This window comes from Klebsiella huaxiensis (assembly GCF_003261575.2).
Classification (GTDB): domain Bacteria; phylum Pseudomonadota; class Gammaproteobacteria; order Enterobacterales; family Enterobacteriaceae; genus Klebsiella; species Klebsiella huaxiensis.
Genome location: NZ_CP036175.1, coordinates 88,622 through 108,583, shown reverse-complemented (window position 1 = coordinate 108,583; position 19,962 = coordinate 88,622). Strand labels below are relative to the sequence as shown.

The window sequence follows — 19,962 nt, the reverse complement described above, 5'->3', positions numbered from 1 at the left end:
CCGGCATTAAAAGACCAACGTTTCCCCATCCTGCGGGATGCTGACCACATCGGCAATCTGATTATCAGCCACGTACTGACGCAGCTCATCGCGGCTCAGCAGGCAGTGGTTTACCGCTTCCATATGACTCGCGACAATTTTGGCTTCCGGCAGAGTGAAATGCGCCTTCAGCACATCTTCTTTGCCCATAATGATCGGCCCAAAGCCGACGACGTGAGCATATCCGGCATTCAGCACCACCACGTCCGGCTGCAGTCTGACCATATCGGCTTCTACTTCATCGCGCCAGATGGTATCACCCACCAGCCACAGGGTTTTCTCCTGTGGATGACGCAGTACCACGCCGCAGGCTTCGCCCAGACGTTCGGCCATCGCCGGAACAGAATAGGTGCGGTCGCTGCCGTGCTGGCCGGAAGTGGTTTTCACCAGGGCAACGTCAGCAAATGCGCTGTCCTCAGAGAGCAGACGAATATCACTGAACCCTTGTCCGCGCAGCAATTGAGCATCGGCCTCATGCTGAACATAGATCGGCAGCGTTTTGGGGATCGCGGCGATCGCCGCCTCGTCCCAGTGATCTTCATGGGTGTGGGTGACGATAACGGCATCAACATCCACAACGTCGTCGATGGAAAAAGGCAGCGCCACCAGCGGGTTACGCAACTCGCTGCGCGCGGTTCCGGCGAATCCCGCCCAGGCGCCTTTATCCGCCAGCATCGGGTCAATCAGAAACTTTTTCCCTGCATATTCAATAATCTGGGTGGCGTTACGAATGTGGGTAATTTTCATGATGTTCATTCCTCTTTTGCAGTCATCTGGCGAACATCGTACGTGCCCTAAGCCTGGCTCAATATGGGCATGTGGGCAATGATCGATGAAATTGGGCCAATCTGCGGTGATTGCCATCCGCCCTCGCCTGTGGTGTGCTGAACGCTCAATTTTCAGGAAGAGTGGCTACGATGAAGAAGAAGTTAACCGCCGCCGATATGCACGACGCCGAGGTGATGGCGGATACCCCGTGGTTCAGCATGCGCAAGGTCGGCATTGATATGGCCCCCGGCGATCGGCGGGATTTTTACTCCATCCACTACCCGCGACCGGCGGTGGGGATTGTGGCGATGCAGGATGACAAAGTGCTGCTGATTCGCCACTACCGCTACCTGATAGACCAGGTCGTATGGGCCGTTCCTTCTGGCGGCGTTGATGAAGGGGAAGCCCCTCGCGAGGCGGCCCTGCGTGAACTGCGGGAGGAGACCGGCTGGCAGGCGCAGAACGCCGAAGAAATCATCCGCTATAACCCCTCTTACGGCAGCAGCGACCAGCTGTTTATCACCTGGCTCGCCAGCGATTTAACCTGGGTGGGAATGGATGAAGATCAGGATGAGGTGATGGAAACCGGCTGGTTCACTCTCGAAGAGATTGGCCAGCTGATCGCCCGCGGCGAGATGCCGGACGGGCTATCGCTGGTGCCGCTGCTGCATCTGATGGCGCAGCGGCGCACCGGCTTAGCGTAGCGGCTTTAGCATCCGCCAGCGGAACCACAGTTGGGCGACGAGGATCAACACGCCGCCGATAATCTTCTGCAGCGGCAGCTGTTCGCCGTACCACAGCGCGGCGGCAATCACCGTCAACAGCGGCTCAAGCACCATAATGATTGCCGCGCTGGCGACTGCTGCGTACTTCTGCCCCTTCATTTGCAGGCCGAAGCGCAGGCTGGTCGCAATGACGATACTGGCAAGCAGCCAGCCGAAGGTTGGCAGGGTAAACGGCTGATCCCAGGTCTCGACGGCGGCGGAAATCCCCAACCCGACAACCCCGGTGATGCCTAGCTGCACGGTGGTCAGCGGGATCAGCGGCACCTCGCGAGCGCTTTTGCTGGTGTAGCAAAACCAGATTGACTGCACCAGCGCGGTCAGCAGGAACCAGCCCTGGCTGGGGTGGAACTCAATCGGCATATGCAGGCTGAGCAATCCGAGACCGACAATGGCAATCGGCAGGCACTCCCAGTAGGCCCGCGCCGGACGCGCCTTCATCATCACCCAGGCGGTAAGCGGCACGAACAGCATCGACAGGCTCATAATAAACGCCCCTTCGCCCAGCGACGGGGTCGTTGATACCGAGTAGATCCACAGGCACAGGTTTAGCGCAAACCACAGGCCGCTGATAATCATGCGCGGCCAGTGCTGCTTGTCGACGTGTAAGCCGCGACAGAACGGCAGCAGCAGCAGCGCGGCGAAGAAAAAGCGCAGGCCGAGGAAGGCGAAAACCGGCATGCCGGCAATCGCTTCACGGGAAAAAATCCATCCGCAGGCGGCGATAACCGTCGCGGCTATGAGCAGCAAATCAGCCTGGCGTTGCCGGGTCATCGCCACATCTCCTTGTGTCAATAATTACCAGCCGGGAACCGCGCCGCCGTTGAAGATAGTCTCTGCCGCCTTCGCCACTTCCGGCGACTGGTAGGACTGCATAAACTCTTTCACGTTTTCCGCATCTTTGTTGTCTTCGCGGGTCACGATAATGTTCACATACGGCGAGTTTTTGTCTTCGATAAAGATGCCGTCACGTACCGGTGAAAGTCCAGTTTGCTGCAGATAGGTGGTGCTGATGATCGCCACGTCGACTTTTGGGTCGTCGATGACGCGCGGTAGCTGCGCCCCTTCCAGCTCCATGATTTTCAGGTTATGCGGGTTGTCGGTGATATCGACCGCCGTCGGCAGCAGGCCGGTGCCCGCTTTGAGGGTAATTAGCTTCTCTTGCTGGAGCAGAAGCAGCGCGCGGCCCAGGTTGGTCGGGTCGTTCGGAATGGCGATGGTCGCGCCGTCTTTCAGCTCGGCGACGGATTTAATTTTTCGCGAGTAGCCCGCCATCGGGAAAACAAAAGTATTGCCGACCGCCACCAGGTGATAATTGTGGGCTTTGTTATCCTGTTCGAGGAACGGGCGGTGCTGGAAGACGTTAGCATCCAGATCCCCGGCGTTGGTGGATTCGTTGGGCAGCAGCGAGCCGCTAAAGCCCACCAGCTCGACATCGAGGCCATACTTCTCTTTGGCCACTTTCTTCGCCACTTCTGCTACATCCTGTTCCGCGCCGTTAATGACGCCAACTTTAATGTGTTTGGCATCGCCGCCCTTCTGGTCGCAGCCCGCCAGCAGCAGGCCCGCCAGCACCACGGCGGCGGCTGTCCGTAAACGCAATTTCATTGTTATTACCCCGTCAGTCCATAGAGAATCGTTATTATTTTTTCGTCTGAAACTATAACGACTTTGCGGTGAGGTTTTAAACGCAAAAACGGCAATCGGAAATAAAATCATCTTCCCCCTTTCTCCCGGGGGCGGCGCAATGCGCCTGCCCGGGCTACGGGTTCACCGTCGGCTGCGATCGAGTAGCCCGGACAGCTGCGCAGCACTGCCTCCGGGCATCTCTTCAACGATGAGGCTCGTTCCATAGAACGGGGGACGCGCCTTACAACCCAAGTTCACTCAATCCCGGGTGATCGTCCGGGCGACGCCCCTGGGGCCAGTGGAACAGGCGCTCGCTCTCGGCGATCGGCAGGTCGTTGATGCAGGCGTAGCGCGTCTGCATCAGGCCACGCTCGTCAAATTCCCAGTTCTCATTGCCGTAGGAGCGAAACCAGTTGCCGCTGTCGTCGTGCCACTCATAGGCAAAGCGCACCGCAATACGATTATCGCTCCACGCCCACAGCTCCTTAATCAGACGGTATTCCTGCTCTTTACGCCATTTTCGCTGCAAAAAGTCGATAATTTGCGTCCTGCCGTGCACAAATTCGCTGCGATTACGCCATTCGCTATCGACGGTGTAGGCCAGCGCGACCTTTCCGGCATCTCGGCTGTTCCAGCCATCTTCAGCTGCCCGCACTTTTTGCGCGGCGCTCTCGCGGGTAAACGGCGGTAGAGGCGGACGTTGTTCGGTCATCATGAATCTCCTGTTTGAATACGCTGCTGCAGACGCTGATTTTCCCGCTCCAGTTCGTCAATACGCTGTTGCAGCGTCTGGCTATACTCCGCCACCTGCTGAGCGGTATAGCGGGGAGTAATATGCTGAGGGCAGTTCCAGTCAAAAGCCTGTAAATGAAAGCGAAAAATACGCTCGATTCTGGCCCGGTAGTTCTCCGGCGTGACCCGCGCCAATAATTCCGGGTCGCTCCCCGCTGCCACAACTTCCACGGTGGCGTAGATTTTCAGCCTGGCACGGCGCGGATAATCCATCAAAAACAAGCAGGCCCGGTCACTACCGCGCAAATTGCCGGTGGTGATGTATTGGCGATTACCAGAAAAATCTGCCATCGCCAGCGTGGTCTCATCCAACAGATGCAGGAAACCCACCGGGCCGCCGCGATGCTGAATATAGGGCCAGCCAGTTTGCGAAATCGTCGCCAGGTAGAAGCTATCGCGGGTGGTGATCATCCCCTCTTCGCTATCGCTGAAGCGCTCGCCTTTGCGCGGGCGATACGGCGACTGCCACATCCCGTCGCTGCCCATCTCATGCTGAACATCCATCACGTTCGGGGTCATGGCGATATCAAGAAAGTCTGCTGACATAAATCCTCCAGAGGCGATGTGGCATGACTCATCATGGACTGTGTCGGCAAAAAAGATAATAGTGGGGATCCGGCAATCATCTTTCCGAAAAATGGGATAATTATGGACCGACTCAGCGCCATGGCGCTGCTGGTGAAAGTGACTGAACTCGGCAGTATGTCGGCAGCGGCGCGGGCGCTAAATACGCCTCTGACCACCGTCAGCCGCAATATTGCCGAACTGGAAAATACGCTCGGTGCACGCCTGCTCATCCGTACAACCCGCAAGCTAACGCTGACCGATGCCGGAGCCGATTATGTCGCCGCCGCGCGGCAGATCCTCGAAGAGGTGGAGAACGCCGAGCGCCAGGCGGCGGGTGAATATCAGGAACCAAAAGGCGAGCTGACGATCTCTGCGCCTATCATGTTTGGTCGTCAGCACGTTTTACCGGTAATCACGGAATTTCTTGCCCGTTACCCGCAGATTCGCGTCCGTTTACTGCTTAGCGATCGCAACGCCGACCTGGTGGACGATCATGTTGATTTAGCGGTACGTATCGGTGCCTTGCCGGATAGCGGGATGGTGGCGACCCGCCTTGGTGAGATGCGCATCGTCACCTGTGCGCATCCGGGGTTGCTGGAAAAACACGGCACGCCAGAACGCCCACGCGATCTGACCATGCTGCCGATGATTCACATTGAGTCGCCGATGCCCTACAGCGGCTGGCGGTTTAATACCACAGAAGCGCAAGACCGGCTGGTCGCGATCGCTCCGGTGCTTTCGGTGACCACCCCGGAGAGCGCCGCCGATGCCGCCCGACTGGGGGCTGGCGTGGCGCGCCTGCTGCATTACCAGGCTATCGATGGCCTGGTGTGCGGCGAACTGAAGCTGATTTTTCAAACGATGGAGCCGGAACCCGCGCCGGTGCATCTGCTCTCTAACGCCCGGGACCTGGCCCCGCTCAAGCTACGTAAATTTATCGATTTCGCTGCACCAGCCCTGCGTCGGGCGCTGCTGCGTATTGCCGCCACCACCTAGTGAGCAGTCGTTTTCAGCGGTGCTTCTTTCAGTAGCCAGGAGAGCACAAACGCCACCGCCATAATGCAGGCCGCCATCAGGAATGCCGCGTGGATAGCGGCCCCGAAGGAGTCGAGGTAATCCAGACGAATCTCCGCAGGCAAATTCTGTACCGCCGCCGGATTCAGCGCCCGCGGCAGCTGCGCACCTTCCGGCAGCAGGTGTTGCAGGTTATTTTGCAATACATGGGTGAATACTGCGCCAAACAGCGCCACGCCGATAGAGCCGCCAATCGAGCGGAACAGCGTCACGCCGGAGGTCGCCACGCCGTACATTTGCGCAGGCATCGCGTTCTGCACTGCCAGTATCAGCACCTGCATCACCAGTCCCAGACCCGCTCCCAGCACGCCGGTGAACAGATACAGCTGCCACATTGGCGAGTGGATGGTAATGCGCGTCAGCAGCACCATTCCCACCACGCCCAGCAGGGTGCCGATAATTGGAAACACCCGGTACTTACCGGTATGGCTGATAATGCGTCCGCTGATGATCGAGGTTAGCAGCAGACCGCCCATCAGCGGGATCAGCTGTAGCCCCGCCTCGGTCGGCGTCGCCGCTTTCACCACCTGCAAATAGAGCGGCAGGAAGGTCACCGAACCAAACAACGACATCCCAACGACAAAGCCAATCAGGCTGCACAGCAGAAAGCTGCGGTTGCGGAATAATGAGAGCGGAATAATCGGCTCTGCGGCAAGTCGTTCTTCATGAATAAAACCGATAATCCCCACCACGCCAAAGGCCAGAATGCACCACAACTGCGGGTCGTTCCACGCGCGGACGCTGCCACCCTCGGAGGTAAACAGAATGATGCACAGTAGCGCCATACTGAGGTAAATCGCCCCCAGCCAGTCGATCTGGTGCTGGCTGCGCTTGTTGCTGCTGTGAAAAACCGCGCCGATCACCAGCAGCGCGAACAGGCCCAGCGGCAGGTTGATGTAGAAAATCCAGCGCCAGGAGGCGTGCTGCACCAGGAAGCCGCCGATTAACGGCCCGATCACCGTCGCCAGGCCAAAAACACCACCAAATAACCCCTGATAGCGACCGCGATTAGCAGGCGGGATCACATCGGCCACCGCCGCCATGCTGATCACCATCAGGCCACCACCGCCCAACCCTTGCAGGGCGCGCATCAGCACCAGTTGGGTCATGTTCTGTGCCAGCCCGCACAGGGCAGAACCGGCAAGGAACAGCACGATCGCCACCTGCAGGACGATTTTTCGTCCGAACAGGTCGCCAAATTTGCCGTACAGCGGTACCGCGATGGTCGAACTGAGGATATAGGCGGTCACTACCCACGAGAGTTTATCCAGCCCGCCGAGTTCGCCGACGATGGTCGGCAGCGCGGTCGAGACAATAGTCTGGTCCAGCGCTGATAGCAGCATGACCAGCAGTAGAGCGCTGAAGAGCAGGCGGATCGAGGGTACCGCCGGTTGGCTCGCGACTTCAGATGTCATAGCATCACTCGCTTGAAATTAATTAAATACATAATTAATATTTAGGGAAATGATGAATCAGGTCAAGGGATCGCCATACGATGTCAGCACAAAAAGACAATGAAGCCCCACGTCGCCCCGGTCGCCCGCGCGGGCAAAAATCCGGTTCCGCCAACCGCGAACAGCTGATGGATATTGCCCTGGCGCTGTTTGCCCGCCACGGGATCGCGCGGATTTCACTGAACGCCATTGCCAAAGAAGCGGGGGTGACGCCCGCGATGCTGCACTACTATTTCAGTTCGCGGGAGGCGCTGGTGGAAAAGCTGGTCGAAGAGCGCTTTATGCCGCTGCGCAACAATATCGGCCTAATTTTTGTTGAACATAGCGATGAGCCGGTGACCGCTTTTACCCTGCTTATTGAAACCCTGGCGGCGATGGCGGAGAAAAATGCATGGTTCGCACCGCTGTGGATGCAGGAGATCATCGGCGAGATGCCGGTACTGCGTCAGCATATGCACGCGCGTTTTGGCGATGAGAAATACCACAAAATGCTGGCGACGGTGCGCCGCTGGCAGCAGGAGGGCAAACTCAACCCGGCGCTGTCGCCGGAGCTGCTGTTTACTACCTTAATAAGCCTGGTACTGGTGCCGTTTTCGCGTACCCACACCGACGTGCGATTGCAATCAGTGAACAAGCAGATGATTGTCAGCCACGCGCTGGCACTGATTGGCCACGGAATTGGCGGCTGAGATTCACCGCCATCTGCGGGCCGGTAGCCCGCGTCACGAACCGGATAAGCTTTAAACCGGCTGCTGGTGGCGGCTAAACCGCGATGCCAGCGGCAGCCAGCACAGCAGAATCAGCAAGCCCATCAGCATCATTAACAGGCCCAGGCTGCCCTGACCGGTCTGCGGCATCATTGCCGACAGCCATGCCAGCACGCCGGAGCCAATGTTTTGCAGCCCACCCACCAGCGCCCCGGCGGTTCCCGCGAGGAAAGGAAATGGTTCCATCGCACCGCTGGTCGCCAGCGGGAACAGCATCCCCGCGCCAAAAAAGAACAGCGCGGCGGGCACCAGCAGGGTCCAGACGGTCATGATGCCCAGCAAGCCCGGGATCCACATCATCACCCCCGCCAGCAGGCAGCAAATCACCGATTGCCACATCAGCGTTGGGAAGCGTTTATTCGGGCGTCCGGCAAACCAGGCGCCAAAAAACGCCGCCGGGATCGGCAGAATAAACAGGATACTGACCGACATGCTGCTCAAACCCAGCACCGCGCCCATCAGTACGCCGGAACAGGCTTCAAAAACGGCGATCCCCGCCAGGCCGCCGATCAGCATCAGCAAATAGCAGTTAAACGCGCCGGTACCGAACAGGGTTTTGTAGTTGGTGATAAGCCGGGTACGCGGCGCGCCGGTTGGTCGGGTTTCCGGCATCCAGCGCGCCATGCTGAAGGTCACGCCAGCACAAAGCACCAGCAGGAAGACGTAGCAGGCCCGCCAGTTCCACAGGGTATCGAGAATACCGCCAATCAGCGGCGCGAGCAGCGGACTGACCAGAATTCCCATATTCAACAGACTATTAGCGTGCCTGAGCTGTGCGCCTTCATACAGATCGCGCGGCAGGGTTCGCGCCATCACGCCGCCGACCCCGGTGCCCATCCCCTGCATTGCGCTGGCGGCGATCAGCACCGGTAGGCTATGGGTAGTGATGGCAACCAGCGTCGCCAGCATAAAAATAGACATCCCCACAAGGATCACCGGGCGACGACCAACGCGATCCGATAGCGGGCCGTAGAAGAGCTGCGATACGCCGTAGGTCAGCAGATAAGCGGCCATGACGCTCTGCACCGCGCCCTCACGAACGTTGAGCGATATCGCCATATCGGCTATCGCCGGAATATAAATGGTCTGCGCCATCTGGCCTACGGCCACCAGCAGTACCAGCATCAACAACAAATTGAAGTTCTTATGCCGTTTCATGTCGATGAATACTTTGTGAAATATAGAAGATAAAGAATATGTGACTAACACACCCGCAAAACGATGGAGGAATCTACCACATAAAAATGACAGAACAACCCTGATCGGAGGGATTATCGGGGTATTTCAGGCAGGTTTTGTAAACAATAATCGGCAACTAATGTTGCCATGTATATACCCGTCATACTTCAAGTTGCAGATGCGTTGGCTGCGCTCGTTCACCTCAGTCACTTACTGAAGTAAGCTCCTGGGGATTCACTCTCTTGCCGCCTTCCTGCAACTCGAATTATTTAGGGTATAGATTACGACAGCCGTAGCAGAATCGCCCCGGCGGCGATACCGCAGGCAGCAACGATACGCAGTGGAACCACCTTCTCTTTCAGTAAGATAAAAGCGATAACCGCGCCGAAAAGAATAGAGGTTTCGCGCAGAGCGGCGACCACCGCCAGCGGTGCCTGAGTCATTGCCCACAGCGCCAGACCGTAAGAGCCCATGGTACCGATGCCGCCGACCATTCCCTTCTTCCAGTGCTGGCGTAAATAGCGACTGGCCTGCGGGCGTCGGGCGATCATCGCCCAGCTCAGTAGACAAAAACCGTTCATGAAAAAGGTCCACAGCGTATAGCCCAGCGCGGTTTCTGAAAGCCGCACCCCGGTTCCGTCCACCAGCGTGTAACCGGCAATAAAACAGGCGTTAATCAGCGCCAGTACAATACCGGTACTTGAACGGGATCGCCCGTTAAAAGCCATCGCCAGAATCGCCAGGCAAATGACGCCAATTCCCAGCCACGCCAGCGGCGAGAGGTGGTCGCCAAGGAAAGTGACGCTGATTATCGCCACCAGCAGCGGCGCGGTTCCGCGCATCAGCGGATAGGTCTGGCTCATATCCGAGACCTGGTAGGTTTTCGCCACCAGCACCGTGTACACCACCTGTAACGCACAGGAGACAGCAAGAAACGGCACGCTGGCGAGTGTGGGTTGTGGGGCAAAGGGGAGTAAAACGAGGGCAATTAATGCGGCTGAACCGCTAACGCCGATTGCCGCATACATCTTATCGCCGCTCGCTTTAACGATAGCGTTCCAGCTGGCGTGAAGCAGAGCAGCGAACAGCAAAATACAGAATACGGTGATGGTCATTACGGCCCGGATATGGGGAATAAAACGTCACTGGACTGTAACATGCGCTCTCCCCGGCAGCCAGCGATGGCTAAAGTGAGCAGAACAGACGATGTGTGACCTGAGGCTCATCATATACCGGGCGAAATCCCAGATTTTCATAAAACGACCAGGCCGTTGACGGCGCATGAGTATTGAGAAAATCAAAGCTGGTGCCAGAGTGAGTGATAACCGAAACCAACAGCTGGTGCCCAATCCCCTGTCGACGGTGGCGCTCACCGATATATAAATGGCGAATGCGCCCGGCCCGCAACTGCTGGCTAAAAGGGTCGATGTTCAGCCCGCACACGCCGACCAGCTGCCCATATGCAAAGGCACCCAGCAGCTTTTCTCCCGGGGCGTTAAAGCGGTTTTCCCCACTTTGCCAGTTCTCTGCCAGGCGGCGGAGCATATTGTAATTTTGCGCCAGGCTTTCGACTCGCAGCGCCGTAAAACCGGGATCATCTGGGGTTATTGCGGCAATCAACAGCGGTGCCATGGTTTTCTCCATCGGGTTAGCCTGTAGAGGGGCGGTTTCCCGCCCCTCCCAGGTGCGACTTGAACCTGAATCAGCGGAACTGTTTCAGGACTGCATCAAGCAGTTGCAACACGGCAACCATGAGTTTCAGGATCAGAACAACGATATCCACTCCGCCCATACGCGTCTCCTCTGGTTCAGGAGCACGACCGGCTGGCGTACCTTTCCGCCGCCTGTTGCCAGCCAGGGTATACCCGTCATATTTCAGGCGCGGCCTGTCGGCTACGACCCAAATTGCTCAGGGTATTTGTTGACGTAACACAGTGTGCTCTGCTGGGGTTAAGGCGCTGACGGCACCACCCGTTTCAGCCAGGACTTCATTTGCGCCGGTAAAAGTGCGGCCCCCAGATGTCACTCTGCGTACCCCATCAGTATAGAATAATTACTGTATAAATGAACAGTATATTTTGGACAAATCTGCGAGTGCGATCCATACTCTACATCAGCAAAAACCGTCGCGAAATTGCGCCTTCTCCCCCGATCGCGTATACTTTTTCCGTTGACGTAATACAGTGTACTCGCGGCTACCAACCGCAAAGACACCGTTCAAAAAACCTCGCCGTGCGCGGGGTTTTTTTGTTTCTATCTCTTCGCAAATTAATGTGATCCTTCACGCAGTTTCTCATGGTTGAAAATAAATCCGTTGTGAAATGGCAAAAGCTGTGTTTGTATAAATTCATTCACTTTTTTAAGACAACAGGTCCCTAATGAACGCATCCATCCTGACTTCGACTCTACTACTAACCGCGCCTGCCGCGGTGGTCGTCGTGTCTGTGGTGGTCGTCGTCGGCAACGCGCCGTAGGGTCCGGAACAACACGAATTCCAAACCCCGCCGGCGCAAACCGAGCGGGGTTTTTCGTTTAAGAGCCCTGCCCGGATAAGCTAAGTAATTCGGGTTGCAGGAAGGCGGCAAGTGAGCGAATCCCCAGTCACGTACATAGGTACGTGACTGGGGTGACCAAGCGCAGCCAACGCACCAGCAACGTGAAGTACGACGCGTAAAGTCGGCCCAGAATAAAAGGACTGGAGCATGGCAAGTTCGGGCACAACATCACAAAAAATGCGCTTCACTGGCGCACAGTTAGTCGTTCATTTACTGGAACGTCAGGGGATCACCACGGTCAGCGGCATTCCGGGCGGCTCTATCCTTCCCATTTACGACGCATTAAGCCAAAGCACGCAGATTCGCCACATCCTGGCGCGTCACGAGCAGGGCGCGGGGTTTATCGCCCAGGGCATGGCGCGTACCGAGGGTAAACCGGCGGTGTGTATGGCCTGTAGTGGGCCGGGGGCCACCAACCTGATCACCGCCATCGCCGACGCTCGCCTGGATTCGATTCCGCTGGTTTGCATTACCGGCCAGGTTCCGGCCTCAATGATCGGCACCGACGCCTTCCAGGAAGTCGACACCTACGGTATCTCTATCCCCATCACTAAGCACAACTACCTGGTGCGCAATATCGCTGAACTGCCGCAGGTGATGAGCGACGCATTTCGCATCGCGCAGTCCGGGCGACCAGGACCGGTGTGGATAGATATTCCTAAGGATGTCCAGGCGGCAACCATTGAGCTGGATGCCCTGCCGGAACCGGGAACCCGCATGGCGGCCCCGGAGTTCGACAGCGCCAGCGTGCGTGAAGCAGCGGCGATGATTAACGCCGCACAGCGTCCGGTACTCTACCTGGGCGGCGGGGTCGTCAACGCTCCTGAACAGATTCGCCAGCTGGCGGAGAAAGCCAATCTGCCGACCACCCTGACCTTAATGGCGCTGGGGATGCTGCCGAAAGCGCACCCGCTGTCGCTGGGCATGCTGGGGATGCACGGCGCGCGCAGTACCAACTTTATTCTGCAAGAGGCTGATTTACTGATTGTTTTAGGTGCGCGTTTTGATGACCGGGCGATTGGTAAAACCGAGCAGTTCTGCCCGAACGCGAAGATTATTCATGTTGATATCGACCGTTCAGAGCTGGGTAAAATTAAGCAGCCGCACGTGGCGATCCAGGGCGACGTTGCCGAGGTGCTGGCTCAGTTGATCCCACAGGTCGAGGCGCAGCCGCGCAGCGAATGGCTGCAGCTGGTGACGGATTTGCAGCGTGAATTCCCCTGCAACATCCCGCAGGAGAAAGACCCGCTCAGCCATTATGGTTTGATTAACGCCGTGGCCGCCTGCGTTGACGATGAAGCGATTGTGACCACTGATGTGGGCCAGCATCAAATGTGGACCGCTCAGGCTTATCCGCTGAACCGTCCACGCCAGTGGCTGACCTCCGGCGGATTGGGCACCATGGGATTTGGTCTGCCCGCGGCGGTTGGTGCGGCGCTGGCGAACCCGCAGCGCAAGGTTATCTGCTTCTCTGGCGACGGCAGCCTGATGATGAATATCCAGGAGATGGCAACAGCGGCGGAAAATCAGCTGGATGTGAAAATCATCCTGATGAATAACGAAGCCCTGGGGCTGGTTCATCAACAGCAGAGCATGTTCTATAAGCAGGGCGTGTTTGCCGCCACCTACCCGGGAATGATCAACTTTATGCAGATCGCCGCCGGTTTCGGCCTGCAAACCTGTGATTTAAATAACGAAGCCGACCCGCAGGCGGCGCTGCAGGCAATTATCGACCGCCCAGGCCCGGCGCTGATCCACGTACGTATCGATGCCGAAGAAAAAGTGTATCCAATGGTACCGCCGGGTGCGGCCAATACTGAAATGGTGGGGGAATAAGCCATGCAACAACCAACTCATGAAAACGTTATTCTACAGCTCACCGTGCGCAACCATCCTGGCGTAATGACCCACGTTTGCGGCCTGTTTGCCCGCCGCGCATTTAACGTGGAAGGCATTCTTTGCCTGCCGATTCAGGACAGCAATCAGAGCCGCATCTGGCTACTGGTCAACGACGACCAGCGCCTCGGGCAGATGATTAGCCAGATCGAAAAGCTGGAAGACGTTGAGAAAGTGGTACGCAACCAGTCCGACCCGTCCATGTTCAGCAAAATTGCCGTCTTTTTTGAGTAACTCATCTTCCCGGCAGAAATATTCTTGCCGGGAAGAAAATCTGCTCTGGGGTTATTCAGAGCAGATTTTTCTGTACTCATCTAAAGATGATGCTTTAGATTTTTTATCCATCTCATCAGGCCACTTTACTTCACGGCCATAAATGCCTACTTTCGTATTAAGGGATGTATCTAATAACGCATCGTTGAAACTCATATAGTTACTAATCCATAGCCACAGCTTGTAGTTAGGCATAAACAGCGCGTCCGTACCTGCGTCGGTCGATATCAGGTTAAAGGAATCGATCATAGTGGTGCTGATGCTGGAGTCATAAACGACACAGCGAATTGTGGAATATGATGAGTGTTTATTGCGTGAATAGATACTGATGGCTTGTATCTGGCTCCAGTCATACTCTTTGCATTCGGGTTTTGTTCGCTTATAAAAAGGATGATACCACCAAAAAGTATAGGTTAATTTATAAGTAATACTGTACATAACGTAATCGTAAACATAAACCTTGCCGGTTTTTCTATTGAAGCGAACCGGATAGTGTCGAGGAGCGAAGATAAAGTAATTAACAATGGCAGCAAAAACAAATGTCATGAAAAATATAGTGAAAAAGGCAATATGCAGTAAAAACTCATCGCCTACTCTTGAACTCCAAGTTTCAACATAACGCTCAAAATTGAATGCTGTATCATATAATAAAAATAGCGTAGCACCAAAACATAAAATAATAACAGGCAAGAAAAACACAACACCCAGAATATTCATCCCATAAAATGAAGTGTAGTTACGTGTAATCTCGCAGTAGTCATCATTGATATAAGCTAATTTTCCGCTATGCGATAGCTTATCCGTTTTACTCTTCGTTGTTTTATTTATCTTATTGAGCTGGTGCTCATCGATCGTTTGCTTTGCTAAGTGAGGTCGTTGATGCATATATATTCCCTTGCTGATTCTTTAGGGACAATATCACGCAGGTTACGTACTGTACATAATATACTCATTGATCTTTGGCAGAAATAATCGTGATATATTTTACGTGTGAATGACTTTCAGGCTTATATTACGATTGTTCCAATAAGACATAAAAATTAAATATCTCTCCCGCCGTTGTGAATGACGTGCTGGCTACACAAGCCGCGCGTCGTCAAGGCAAAAATCTGAGAATCCCCGGGCGCTTACTTCAGTAAGTGACTGAGAGGAGCAGAGGTAGCTTGAAGGATGAAGTGTATATCGTTAAGGTAAGCGCGTTTTTTAACCCGCCAGGAATCGCCATGACCACTATCGCCCTTATCGACGATCACCTTATCGTCCGCTCCGGTTTTGCCCAACTGCTGGGGCTGGAAGCCGATTTTCAGGTCGTCGCCGAATTTGGTTCCGGGCGCGAGGCGCTGGCGGGACTGCCCGGTCGCGGGGTGCAGGTTTGCATCTGCGATATCTCAATGCCGGATATCTCCGGGCTTGAGCTGCTGAGCCAATTACCGAAAGGGATGGCTGTCGTCATGCTGTCAGTCCACGACAGTCCGGCGCTGGTAGAGCAGGCATTGAACGCCGGGGCGCGCGGTTTTCTCTCCAAACGTTGCAGTCCGGATGAACTTATCGCCGCCGTACGCACGGTGGCGACAGGCGGCTGCTACCTGACGCCGGATATCGCCATGAAACTGGCGGCCGGGCGGCGGGACCCGCTCACCAAACGCGAACGCGAAGTGGCGGAAAAGCTGGCGCAGGGGATGGCAGTAAAAGAAATTGCTGCTGAACTGGGACTCTCGCCGAAAACCGTTCACGTCCATCGCGCTAATCTGCTGGAAAAACTGGGCGTCAGCAACGACGTCGAGCTGGCGCGCCGGATGTTCGATAGCTGGCAATGAAAGCGATTCTCTCCCGACTGCTCTCGGTAATCGGCTGTTTCTTTATCTTCTCTGCTGCCTGGTTCTGCCTGTGGAGCATCAGCCTGCACCTGGTGGAGCGGCCAGACCTTGCGGTATTGCTATTTCCCTTCGGCCTGCGTCTTGGCCTGATGCTGCAATGCCCGCGCGGCTACTGGCCAGTATTGCTGGGCGCGGAGTGGCTGCTTCTCTTCTGGCTGGCGCAGGAAGTGGCGCTGGCGCATCCGATAATATTGATGACCGGAAGCCTGCTGACCCTTCTGCCGGTGGCGCTGATCTCGCACTATCGTCATCAGCGCGATTGGCTCACCCTACTGCGTCAGGGCGGTGCGCTGATCGCTGCCGCGCTGCTTCAGTCACTTCCCTGGCTGCTGGAGGGCAAAGAGGGGCTGAACGCGCTGCTGCTAACCCTGACCGGCGGCCTGACGCTGGCCCCGACCTGCCTGGTTATCTGGCACTATCTCACCAGTACCGTCTGGCGGCCGTTGGGGCCATCGCTGGTGGCGCAGCCGGTGAACTGGCGCGGGCGGCATCTTATCTGGTATCTGCTGCTGTTTAGCATCAGCCTCTGGTTACAGCTCGGGCTGCCTGCCGAACTCTCGCGCTTTACTCCTTTCTGCCTGGCGCTGCCGATCATTGCTCTGGCCTGGCACTACGGCTGGCAAGGGGCGCTGATCGCAACCCTGATGAACGCTATCGCGCTGATTGCCAGCCAGACCTGGCACGATCATCCGGTGGATTTGCTACTTTCTCTGCTGGCGCAAAGCCTGACGGGCCTGCTGCTAGGGGCCGGAATTCAGCGGCTGCGCGAGTTGAACCAGTCTCTGCAAAGTGAGCTGGTGCGCAACCAGCGGCTGGCGGAGCGCCTGCTGGAAACCGAAGAGAGCGTGCGCCGCGAGGTGGCCCGCGAGCTGCACGATGATATCGGCCAGACCATCACCGCGATTCGCACCCAGGCAGGGATTGTGCAGCGTCTGGCACCGAACGACGCCAGCGTCCGGCAAAGCGGCCAGCTGATTGAGCAGCTCTCACTCGGCGTCTACGACTCGGTACGCCGTCTGCTGGGCCGCCTGCGTCCGCGTCAATTGGATGACCTGACGCTGGAACAGGCGGTACGTTCGCTGATGCGTGAAATGGAGCTGGAAGATCGCGGTATGGTCAGCCACCTGGAGTGGCGCATTGATGAATCGCTGCTAAGTGAAAACCAGCGCGTCACCCTATTCCGCGTCTGTCAGGAGGGGCTGAATAATATTGTCAAACATGCCAGCGCCAGCGCCGTTACGTTACAGGGCTGGCAGCAGGAGCAGCGGCTGATGCTGGTACTGGAGGATGACGGCTGCGGCCTGCCCCCAGGCTCCAGCCAGCAGGGTTTCGGCCTTACCGGCATGCGCGAGCGCGTTACGGCGCTGGGCGGTAGCTTAACCATCTCCTGCACCCACGGCACCCGCGTTTGCGTCAGCCTGCCGTTGCGTTACGCCTGAGGAATGATGATGTTTGCCTTTTTAAAATCCCCGCCGGATGCTCAACCGATAGCCGATAAACAGGCGCTGGACGAGCGCTATCGCTACTGGCGTCGGCATATTCTGCTGACCATCTGGCTGGGCTATGCGCTGTTTTACTTCACCCGTAAAAGCTTTAACGCCGCCGTACCGGAAATCCTCGCCAGCAACGTGCTGACGCGCAGCGACATCGGCCTGCTGGCAACGCTGTTTTACATCACCTACGGACTATCAAAATTTTTCTCCGGTATCGTCAGCGACCGCTCTAACGCCCGCTATTTTATGGGCATTGGCCTGGTGGCGACCGGCGTCGTAAATATTCTGTTCGGCTTCTCCACTTCGCTGTGGGCCTTCGCGCTGCTGTGGGCGCTGAACGCCTTTTTTCAGGGCTGGGGATCGCCGGTATGCGCCCGCCTGTTGACGGCATGGTATTCGCGTACCGAACGCGGTGGCTGGTGGGCGCTGTGGAATACGGCGCATAACGTTGGCGGGGCGCTGATCCCGATGGTTGTTGGCGCGGCGGCGCTGCACTACGGCTGGCGAACGGGGATGATGATTGCCGGGATGCTGGCGATCTTCGCCGGACTGTTCCTCTGCTGGCGGCTGCGCGACCGCCCGCAGGCTGTGGGGCTACCGGCGGTGGGCGACTGGCGGCATGATGAGCTGGAGATAGCCCAGCAGCAGGAAGGGGCGGGGCTGACCCGTAAAGAGATTCTCACCAAATACGTGCTGCTGAACCCCTACATCTGGCTGCTCTCGCTGTGCTACGTACTGGTGTACGTGGTGCGCGCGGCGATTAACGACTGGGGCAACCTGTATATGTCGGAGACCCTCGGCGTCGATTTGGTCACGGCTAACTCGGCGGTAACCATGTTCGAACTGGGCGGATTTATCGGCGCGCTGGTGGCGGGCTGGGGTTCTGACAAGTTATTTAACGGTAATCGTGGACCAATGAATCTGATTTTCGCCGCCGGGATTTTGCTCTCCGTCGGCGGTCTGTGGCTGATGCCGTTCGCCAGCTACGTAATGCAAGCAGCCTGCTTCTTTACTACCGGTTTCTTCGTTTTTGGCCCGCAGATGCTGATCGGCATGGCGGCGGCGGAGTGCTCGCACAAAGAGGCGGCGGGGGCGGCAACCGGCTTTGTTGGTCTGTTTGCCTATTTGGGGGCTTCGCTCTCCGGCTGGCCGCTGGCGCAGGTGATGGAGATTTGGCACTGGACTGGATTCTTTGTGGTAATCGCCATTGCGGCCGGCATTTCCGCCTTGCTGCTGCTGCCGTTTTTAAACGCCCAGGCACCGCGCGAAGCGTGACCGACTTCACCTTTCTCAGTCGAATAGCGTAAAACTAAGAAATTTTCCCGGTTTCGCCTGGACGCTGTCTCAGGCGTGTCTCCTGGCTGATTTTTACAATGCCTGCCATTCGCAGGTATAAAAATTAGCTCGGGAGTGTCAAATGCTGGCCTTTCTAAACCAGGTGCGCAAGCCGACCCTGGATCTGCCGCTCGAAGCGCGGCGCAAAATGTGGTTCAAACCGTTCATGCAGTCGTACCTGGTGGTTTTCATCGGCTACCTGACCATGTATCTGATCCGCAAGAACTTTAACATCGCGCAGAACGACATGATCTCCACCTATGGGTTGAGCATGACGCAGTTGGGGATGATTGGCCTCGGTTTCTCCATCACCTACGGCGTAGGTAAAACGCTGGTCTCCTACTACGCTGACGGTAAGAACACCAAGCAGTTCCTGCCGTTTATGCTGATCCTCTCTGCCATCTGTATGCTTGGCTTCAGCGCCAGCATGGGCGCGGGGTCGACCAGCCTGTTCCTGATGATCGCCTTCTACGCCCTGAGCGGTTTTTTCCAGAGTACCGGCGGCTCGTGCAGCTATTCGACCATTACCAAGTGGACGCCTCGCCGTAAGCGCGGCACCTTCCTTGGCTTCTGGAATATTTCCCACAACCTCGGCGGCGCGGGCGCAGCGGGAGTGGCGCTGTTTGGTGCCAACTACCTGTTCGACGGTCACGTCATCGGTATGTTTATCTTCCCATCGATTATCGCACTGATTGTGGGGTTTATCGGCCTGCGCTTTGGTAGCGACTCCCCGGAATCCTACGGCCTCGGCAACGCCGAAGAGCTGTTTGGCGAAGAGATCAGCGAAGAAGACAAAGAGACAGAAGAAAACGCCATGACTAAATGGCAGATCTTCGTCGAGTACGTGCTGAAGAACAAAGTCATCTGGCTACTGTGCTTCTCCAATATCTTCCTGTACGTGGTGCGCATCGGTATTGACCAGTGGTCTACCGTCTACGCTTTCCAGGAGTTGAAGCTTTCTAAAGAAGTGGCAATTCAGGGCTTTACCCTGTTTGAGGTTGGCGCGCTGGTCGGCACGCTGCTGTGGGGTTGGTTGTCGGACCTGGCGAACGGACGCCGCGCGCTGGTGGCCTGCGTCGCGCTGGCGCTGATTATCGCCACCCTTGGGGTTTATCAGCACGCCAGCAACCAGTACGTCTACCTGGCATCGCTATTTGCTCTTGGCTTCCTGGTGTTTGGCCCGCAGCTACTGATCGGCGTTGCCGCCGTGGGCTTTGTGCCGAAAAAAGCGATTGGCGCTGCCGATGGGATTAAAGGCACCTTCGCCTATCTGATCGGCGACAGCTTCGCCAAGCTCGGTCTTGGGATGATTGCCGACGGTACGCCGATTTTCGGCCTCACCGGCTGGGCAGGCACCTTTGCCGCGCTGGATGCGGCGGCTATCGGCTGTATCTGCCTGATGGCTATCGTCGCGGTCTTTGAAGAACGTAAAATCCGCCGCCAGAAAAAGACACAAACTTTGCAGACTGCCTGAGTCATTGG

The 19,962-nt window shown here is 56.7% G+C and carries 21 protein-coding genes; 10 read left to right on the top strand and 11 right to left on the bottom strand.

The features are described from left to right. Window positions 1–6: 6 nt before the first annotated feature. Entirely contained in the window at window positions 7–786 is a 780-nt protein-coding gene (locus DA718_RS00505; RefSeq protein WP_112216076.1) for an MBL fold metallo-hydrolase, read from the bottom strand. Window positions 787–956: 170 nt separating this feature from the next. Here DA718_RS00505 and DA718_RS00500 point away from each other — a divergent pair, with 170 nt between their 5' ends. After that, entirely contained in the window at window positions 957–1,511 is a 555-nt protein-coding gene (locus DA718_RS00500; RefSeq protein ID WP_112216077.1) for an NUDIX hydrolase, read from the top strand. On the opposite strand, the gene DA718_RS00495 is transcribed toward DA718_RS00500, so the two are convergent. The 4 genes from DA718_RS00495 to DA718_RS00480 all read right to left on the bottom strand — a co-directional run bounded on the left by DA718_RS00495 (window position 1,503) and on the right by DA718_RS00480 (window position 4,556). Next, window positions 1,503–2,363: a DMT family transporter gene (locus DA718_RS00495; RefSeq protein ID WP_112216078.1), complete on the bottom strand. Its 861-nt coding sequence runs from the start codon at window positions 2,361–2,363 to the stop codon at window positions 1,503–1,505. The genes DA718_RS00500 and DA718_RS00495 overlap by 9 nt on opposite strands. A gap of 24 nt (window positions 2,364–2,387) precedes the next feature. Beyond that, window positions 2,388–3,197 (bottom strand): lipoprotein NlpA, encoded by an 810-nt coding sequence (gene nlpA / locus DA718_RS00490; RefSeq protein WP_112216101.1) that lies wholly within the window; start codon window positions 3,195–3,197, stop codon window positions 2,388–2,390. Window positions 3,198–3,459: 262 nt separating this feature from the next. Next, a complete protein-coding gene (locus tag DA718_RS00485) occupies window positions 3,460–3,930 on the bottom strand; it encodes a nuclear transport factor 2 family protein (RefSeq protein ID WP_112216079.1) in 471 nt (156 codons plus the stop codon). Beyond that, window positions 3,930–4,556: a pyridoxamine 5'-phosphate oxidase family protein gene (locus DA718_RS00480; protein WP_112216080.1), complete on the bottom strand. Its 627-nt coding sequence runs from the start codon at window positions 4,554–4,556 to the stop codon at window positions 3,930–3,932. The genes DA718_RS00485 and DA718_RS00480 overlap by 1 nt, the downstream gene beginning before the upstream one ends. Before the next feature lie 102 nt (window positions 4,557–4,658). Between DA718_RS00480 and DA718_RS00475 the strand changes: the two genes are divergently transcribed. Next, the gene (locus DA718_RS00475; protein WP_112216102.1) at window positions 4,659–5,573 is read left to right on the top strand and encodes a LysR family transcriptional regulator; all 915 of its coding nucleotides are present in this window, start codon (window positions 4,659–4,661) and stop codon (window positions 5,571–5,573) included. On the opposite strand, the gene DA718_RS00470 is transcribed toward DA718_RS00475, so the two are convergent. Continuing rightward, window positions 5,570–7,066: an MDR family MFS transporter gene (locus DA718_RS00470; protein WP_112216081.1), complete on the bottom strand. Its 1,497-nt coding sequence runs from the start codon at window positions 7,064–7,066 to the stop codon at window positions 5,570–5,572. The two genes, DA718_RS00475 and DA718_RS00470, sit on opposite strands and share 4 nt — an antisense overlap. An 80-nt stretch (window positions 7,067–7,146) precedes the next feature. Between DA718_RS00470 and DA718_RS00465 the strand changes: the two genes are divergently transcribed. Next, window positions 7,147–7,794, top strand: coding sequence for a TetR/AcrR family transcriptional regulator (locus tag DA718_RS00465; protein WP_112216082.1), 648 nt, complete (start codon window positions 7,147–7,149; stop codon window positions 7,792–7,794). Window positions 7,795–7,845: 51 nt separating this feature from the next. Here DA718_RS00465 and emrD read toward each other — a convergent pair whose 3' ends face one another. From emrD to tisB, 4 genes are all read right to left on the bottom strand, one after another. Beyond that, the gene (gene emrD, locus DA718_RS00460) at window positions 7,846–9,030 is read right to left on the bottom strand and encodes a multidrug efflux MFS transporter EmrD (protein ID WP_112216083.1); all 1,185 of its coding nucleotides are present in this window, start codon (window positions 9,028–9,030) and stop codon (window positions 7,846–7,848) included. A 302-nt stretch (window positions 9,031–9,332) separates the two neighbouring features. Next, on the bottom strand, window positions 9,333–10,166 hold the full coding sequence (locus tag DA718_RS00455; RefSeq protein ID WP_112216084.1) for a DMT family transporter: 834 nt from the start codon (window positions 10,164–10,166) through the stop codon (window positions 9,333–9,335). 70 nt (window positions 10,167–10,236) lie between these two features. Next, window positions 10,237–10,683: a GNAT family N-acetyltransferase gene (locus DA718_RS00450; protein WP_112216103.1), complete on the bottom strand. Its 447-nt coding sequence runs from the start codon at window positions 10,681–10,683 to the stop codon at window positions 10,237–10,239. A 70-nt stretch (window positions 10,684–10,753) separates the two neighbouring features. After that, window positions 10,754–10,843 (bottom strand): type I toxin-antitoxin system toxin TisB, encoded by a 90-nt coding sequence (gene tisB, locus DA718_RS00445; RefSeq protein ID WP_004107126.1) that lies wholly within the window; start codon window positions 10,841–10,843, stop codon window positions 10,754–10,756. A gap of 586 nt (window positions 10,844–11,429) precedes the next feature. Here tisB and ivbL point away from each other — a divergent pair. The 3 genes from ivbL (at window position 11,430) to ilvN (ending at window position 13,736) form a co-directional block, all read left to right on the top strand. Beyond that, window positions 11,430–11,525 carry an ilvB operon leader peptide IvbL gene (gene ivbL, locus DA718_RS00440; protein ID WP_112216085.1) on the top strand — a complete coding sequence of 32 codons (96 nt, stop codon included), beginning with the start codon at window positions 11,430–11,432 and terminating at the stop codon, window positions 11,523–11,525. 228 nt (window positions 11,526–11,753) lie between these two features. Next, on the top strand, window positions 11,754–13,442 hold the full coding sequence (gene ilvB / locus DA718_RS00435; protein ID WP_112216086.1) for an acetolactate synthase large subunit: 1,689 nt from the start codon (window positions 11,754–11,756) through the stop codon (window positions 13,440–13,442). 3 nt (window positions 13,443–13,445) lie between these two features. After that, window positions 13,446–13,736: an acetolactate synthase small subunit gene (ilvN, locus tag DA718_RS00430; RefSeq protein ID WP_110275937.1), complete on the top strand. Its 291-nt coding sequence runs from the start codon at window positions 13,446–13,448 to the stop codon at window positions 13,734–13,736. A 51-nt stretch (window positions 13,737–13,787) separates the two neighbouring features. Here the strand turns inward: ilvN and DA718_RS00425 are convergent, their stop codons facing one another. Continuing rightward, the gene (locus tag DA718_RS00425; RefSeq protein ID WP_112216087.1) at window positions 13,788–14,660 is read right to left on the bottom strand and encodes a DUF6708 domain-containing protein; all 873 of its coding nucleotides are present in this window, start codon (window positions 14,658–14,660) and stop codon (window positions 13,788–13,790) included. A 338-nt stretch (window positions 14,661–14,998) separates the two neighbouring features. On the opposite strand from DA718_RS00425, the gene uhpA reads away from it, so the two are divergent. The 4 genes from uhpA to uhpT all read left to right on the top strand — a co-directional run bounded on the left by uhpA (window position 14,999) and on the right by uhpT (window position 19,954). Further along, window positions 14,999–15,592 carry a response regulator transcription factor UhpA gene (uhpA, locus tag DA718_RS00420; RefSeq protein ID WP_112216088.1) on the top strand — a complete coding sequence of 198 codons (594 nt, stop codon included), beginning with the start codon at window positions 14,999–15,001 and terminating at the stop codon, window positions 15,590–15,592. Between the two features lie 17 nt (window positions 15,593–15,609). Further along, complete coding sequence (gene uhpB / locus DA718_RS00415; protein WP_167492844.1) at window positions 15,610–17,091, top strand: signal transduction histidine-protein kinase/phosphatase UhpB; 1,482 nt, start codon at window positions 15,610–15,612, stop codon at window positions 17,089–17,091. 9 nt (window positions 17,092–17,100) lie between these two features. After that, window positions 17,101–18,420, top strand: coding sequence for an MFS transporter (gene uhpC, locus DA718_RS00410; protein WP_112216090.1), 1,320 nt, complete (start codon window positions 17,101–17,103; stop codon window positions 18,418–18,420). A gap of 142 nt (window positions 18,421–18,562) precedes the next feature. Continuing rightward, the gene (gene uhpT, locus DA718_RS00405) at window positions 18,563–19,954 is read left to right on the top strand and encodes a hexose-6-phosphate:phosphate antiporter (RefSeq protein WP_004126843.1); all 1,392 of its coding nucleotides are present in this window, start codon (window positions 18,563–18,565) and stop codon (window positions 19,952–19,954) included. The last annotated feature ends 8 nt before the right edge of the window (window positions 19,955–19,962 follow it).

Coding starts and splice junctions, on each gene's coding strand:
- emrD (WP_112216083.1), bottom strand. CDS start 9,030: ATGAAACGGCATAAGAACTTCAATTTGTTGTTGATGCTGGTACTGCTG.
- DA718_RS00495 (WP_112216078.1), bottom strand. CDS start 2,363: ATGACCCGGCAACGCCAGGCTGATTTGCTGCTCATAGCCGCGACGGTT.
- DA718_RS00450 (WP_112216103.1), bottom strand. CDS start 10,683: ATGGCACCGCTGTTGATTGCCGCAATAACCCCAGATGATCCCGGTTTT.
- uhpT (WP_004126843.1), top strand. CDS start 18,563: ATGCTGGCCTTTCTAAACCAGGTGCGCAAGCCGACCCTGGATCTGCCG.
- DA718_RS00505 (WP_112216076.1), bottom strand. CDS start 786: ATGAAAATTACCCACATTCGTAACGCCACCCAGATTATTGAATATGCA.
- DA718_RS00465 (WP_112216082.1), top strand. CDS start 7,147: ATGTCAGCACAAAAAGACAATGAAGCCCCACGTCGCCCCGGTCGCCCG.
- uhpA (WP_112216088.1), top strand. CDS start 14,999: ATGACCACTATCGCCCTTATCGACGATCACCTTATCGTCCGCTCCGGT.
- DA718_RS00470 (WP_112216081.1), bottom strand. CDS start 7,066: ATGACATCTGAAGTCGCGAGCCAACCGGCGGTACCCTCGATCCGCCTG.
- ilvN (WP_110275937.1), top strand. CDS start 13,446: ATGCAACAACCAACTCATGAAAACGTTATTCTACAGCTCACCGTGCGC.
- DA718_RS00475 (WP_112216102.1), top strand. CDS start 4,659: ATGGACCGACTCAGCGCCATGGCGCTGCTGGTGAAAGTGACTGAACTC.
- DA718_RS00500 (WP_112216077.1), top strand. CDS start 957: ATGAAGAAGAAGTTAACCGCCGCCGATATGCACGACGCCGAGGTGATG.
- uhpC (WP_112216090.1), top strand. CDS start 17,101: ATGTTTGCCTTTTTAAAATCCCCGCCGGATGCTCAACCGATAGCCGAT.
- nlpA (WP_112216101.1), bottom strand. CDS start 3,197: ATGAAATTGCGTTTACGGACAGCCGCCGCCGTGGTGCTGGCGGGCCTG.
- ilvB (WP_112216086.1), top strand. CDS start 11,754: ATGGCAAGTTCGGGCACAACATCACAAAAAATGCGCTTCACTGGCGCA.
- DA718_RS00425 (WP_112216087.1), bottom strand. CDS start 14,660: ATGCATCAACGACCTCACTTAGCAAAGCAAACGATCGATGAGCACCAG.
- DA718_RS00480 (WP_112216080.1), bottom strand. CDS start 4,556: ATGTCAGCAGACTTTCTTGATATCGCCATGACCCCGAACGTGATGGAT.
- ivbL (WP_112216085.1), top strand. CDS start 11,430: ATGAACGCATCCATCCTGACTTCGACTCTACTACTAACCGCGCCTGCC.
- DA718_RS00485 (WP_112216079.1), bottom strand. CDS start 3,930: ATGACCGAACAACGTCCGCCTCTACCGCCGTTTACCCGCGAGAGCGCC.
- tisB (WP_004107126.1), bottom strand. CDS start 10,843: ATGGGCGGAGTGGATATCGTTGTTCTGATCCTGAAACTCATGGTTGCC.
- DA718_RS00455 (WP_112216084.1), bottom strand. CDS start 10,166: ATGACCATCACCGTATTCTGTATTTTGCTGTTCGCTGCTCTGCTTCAC.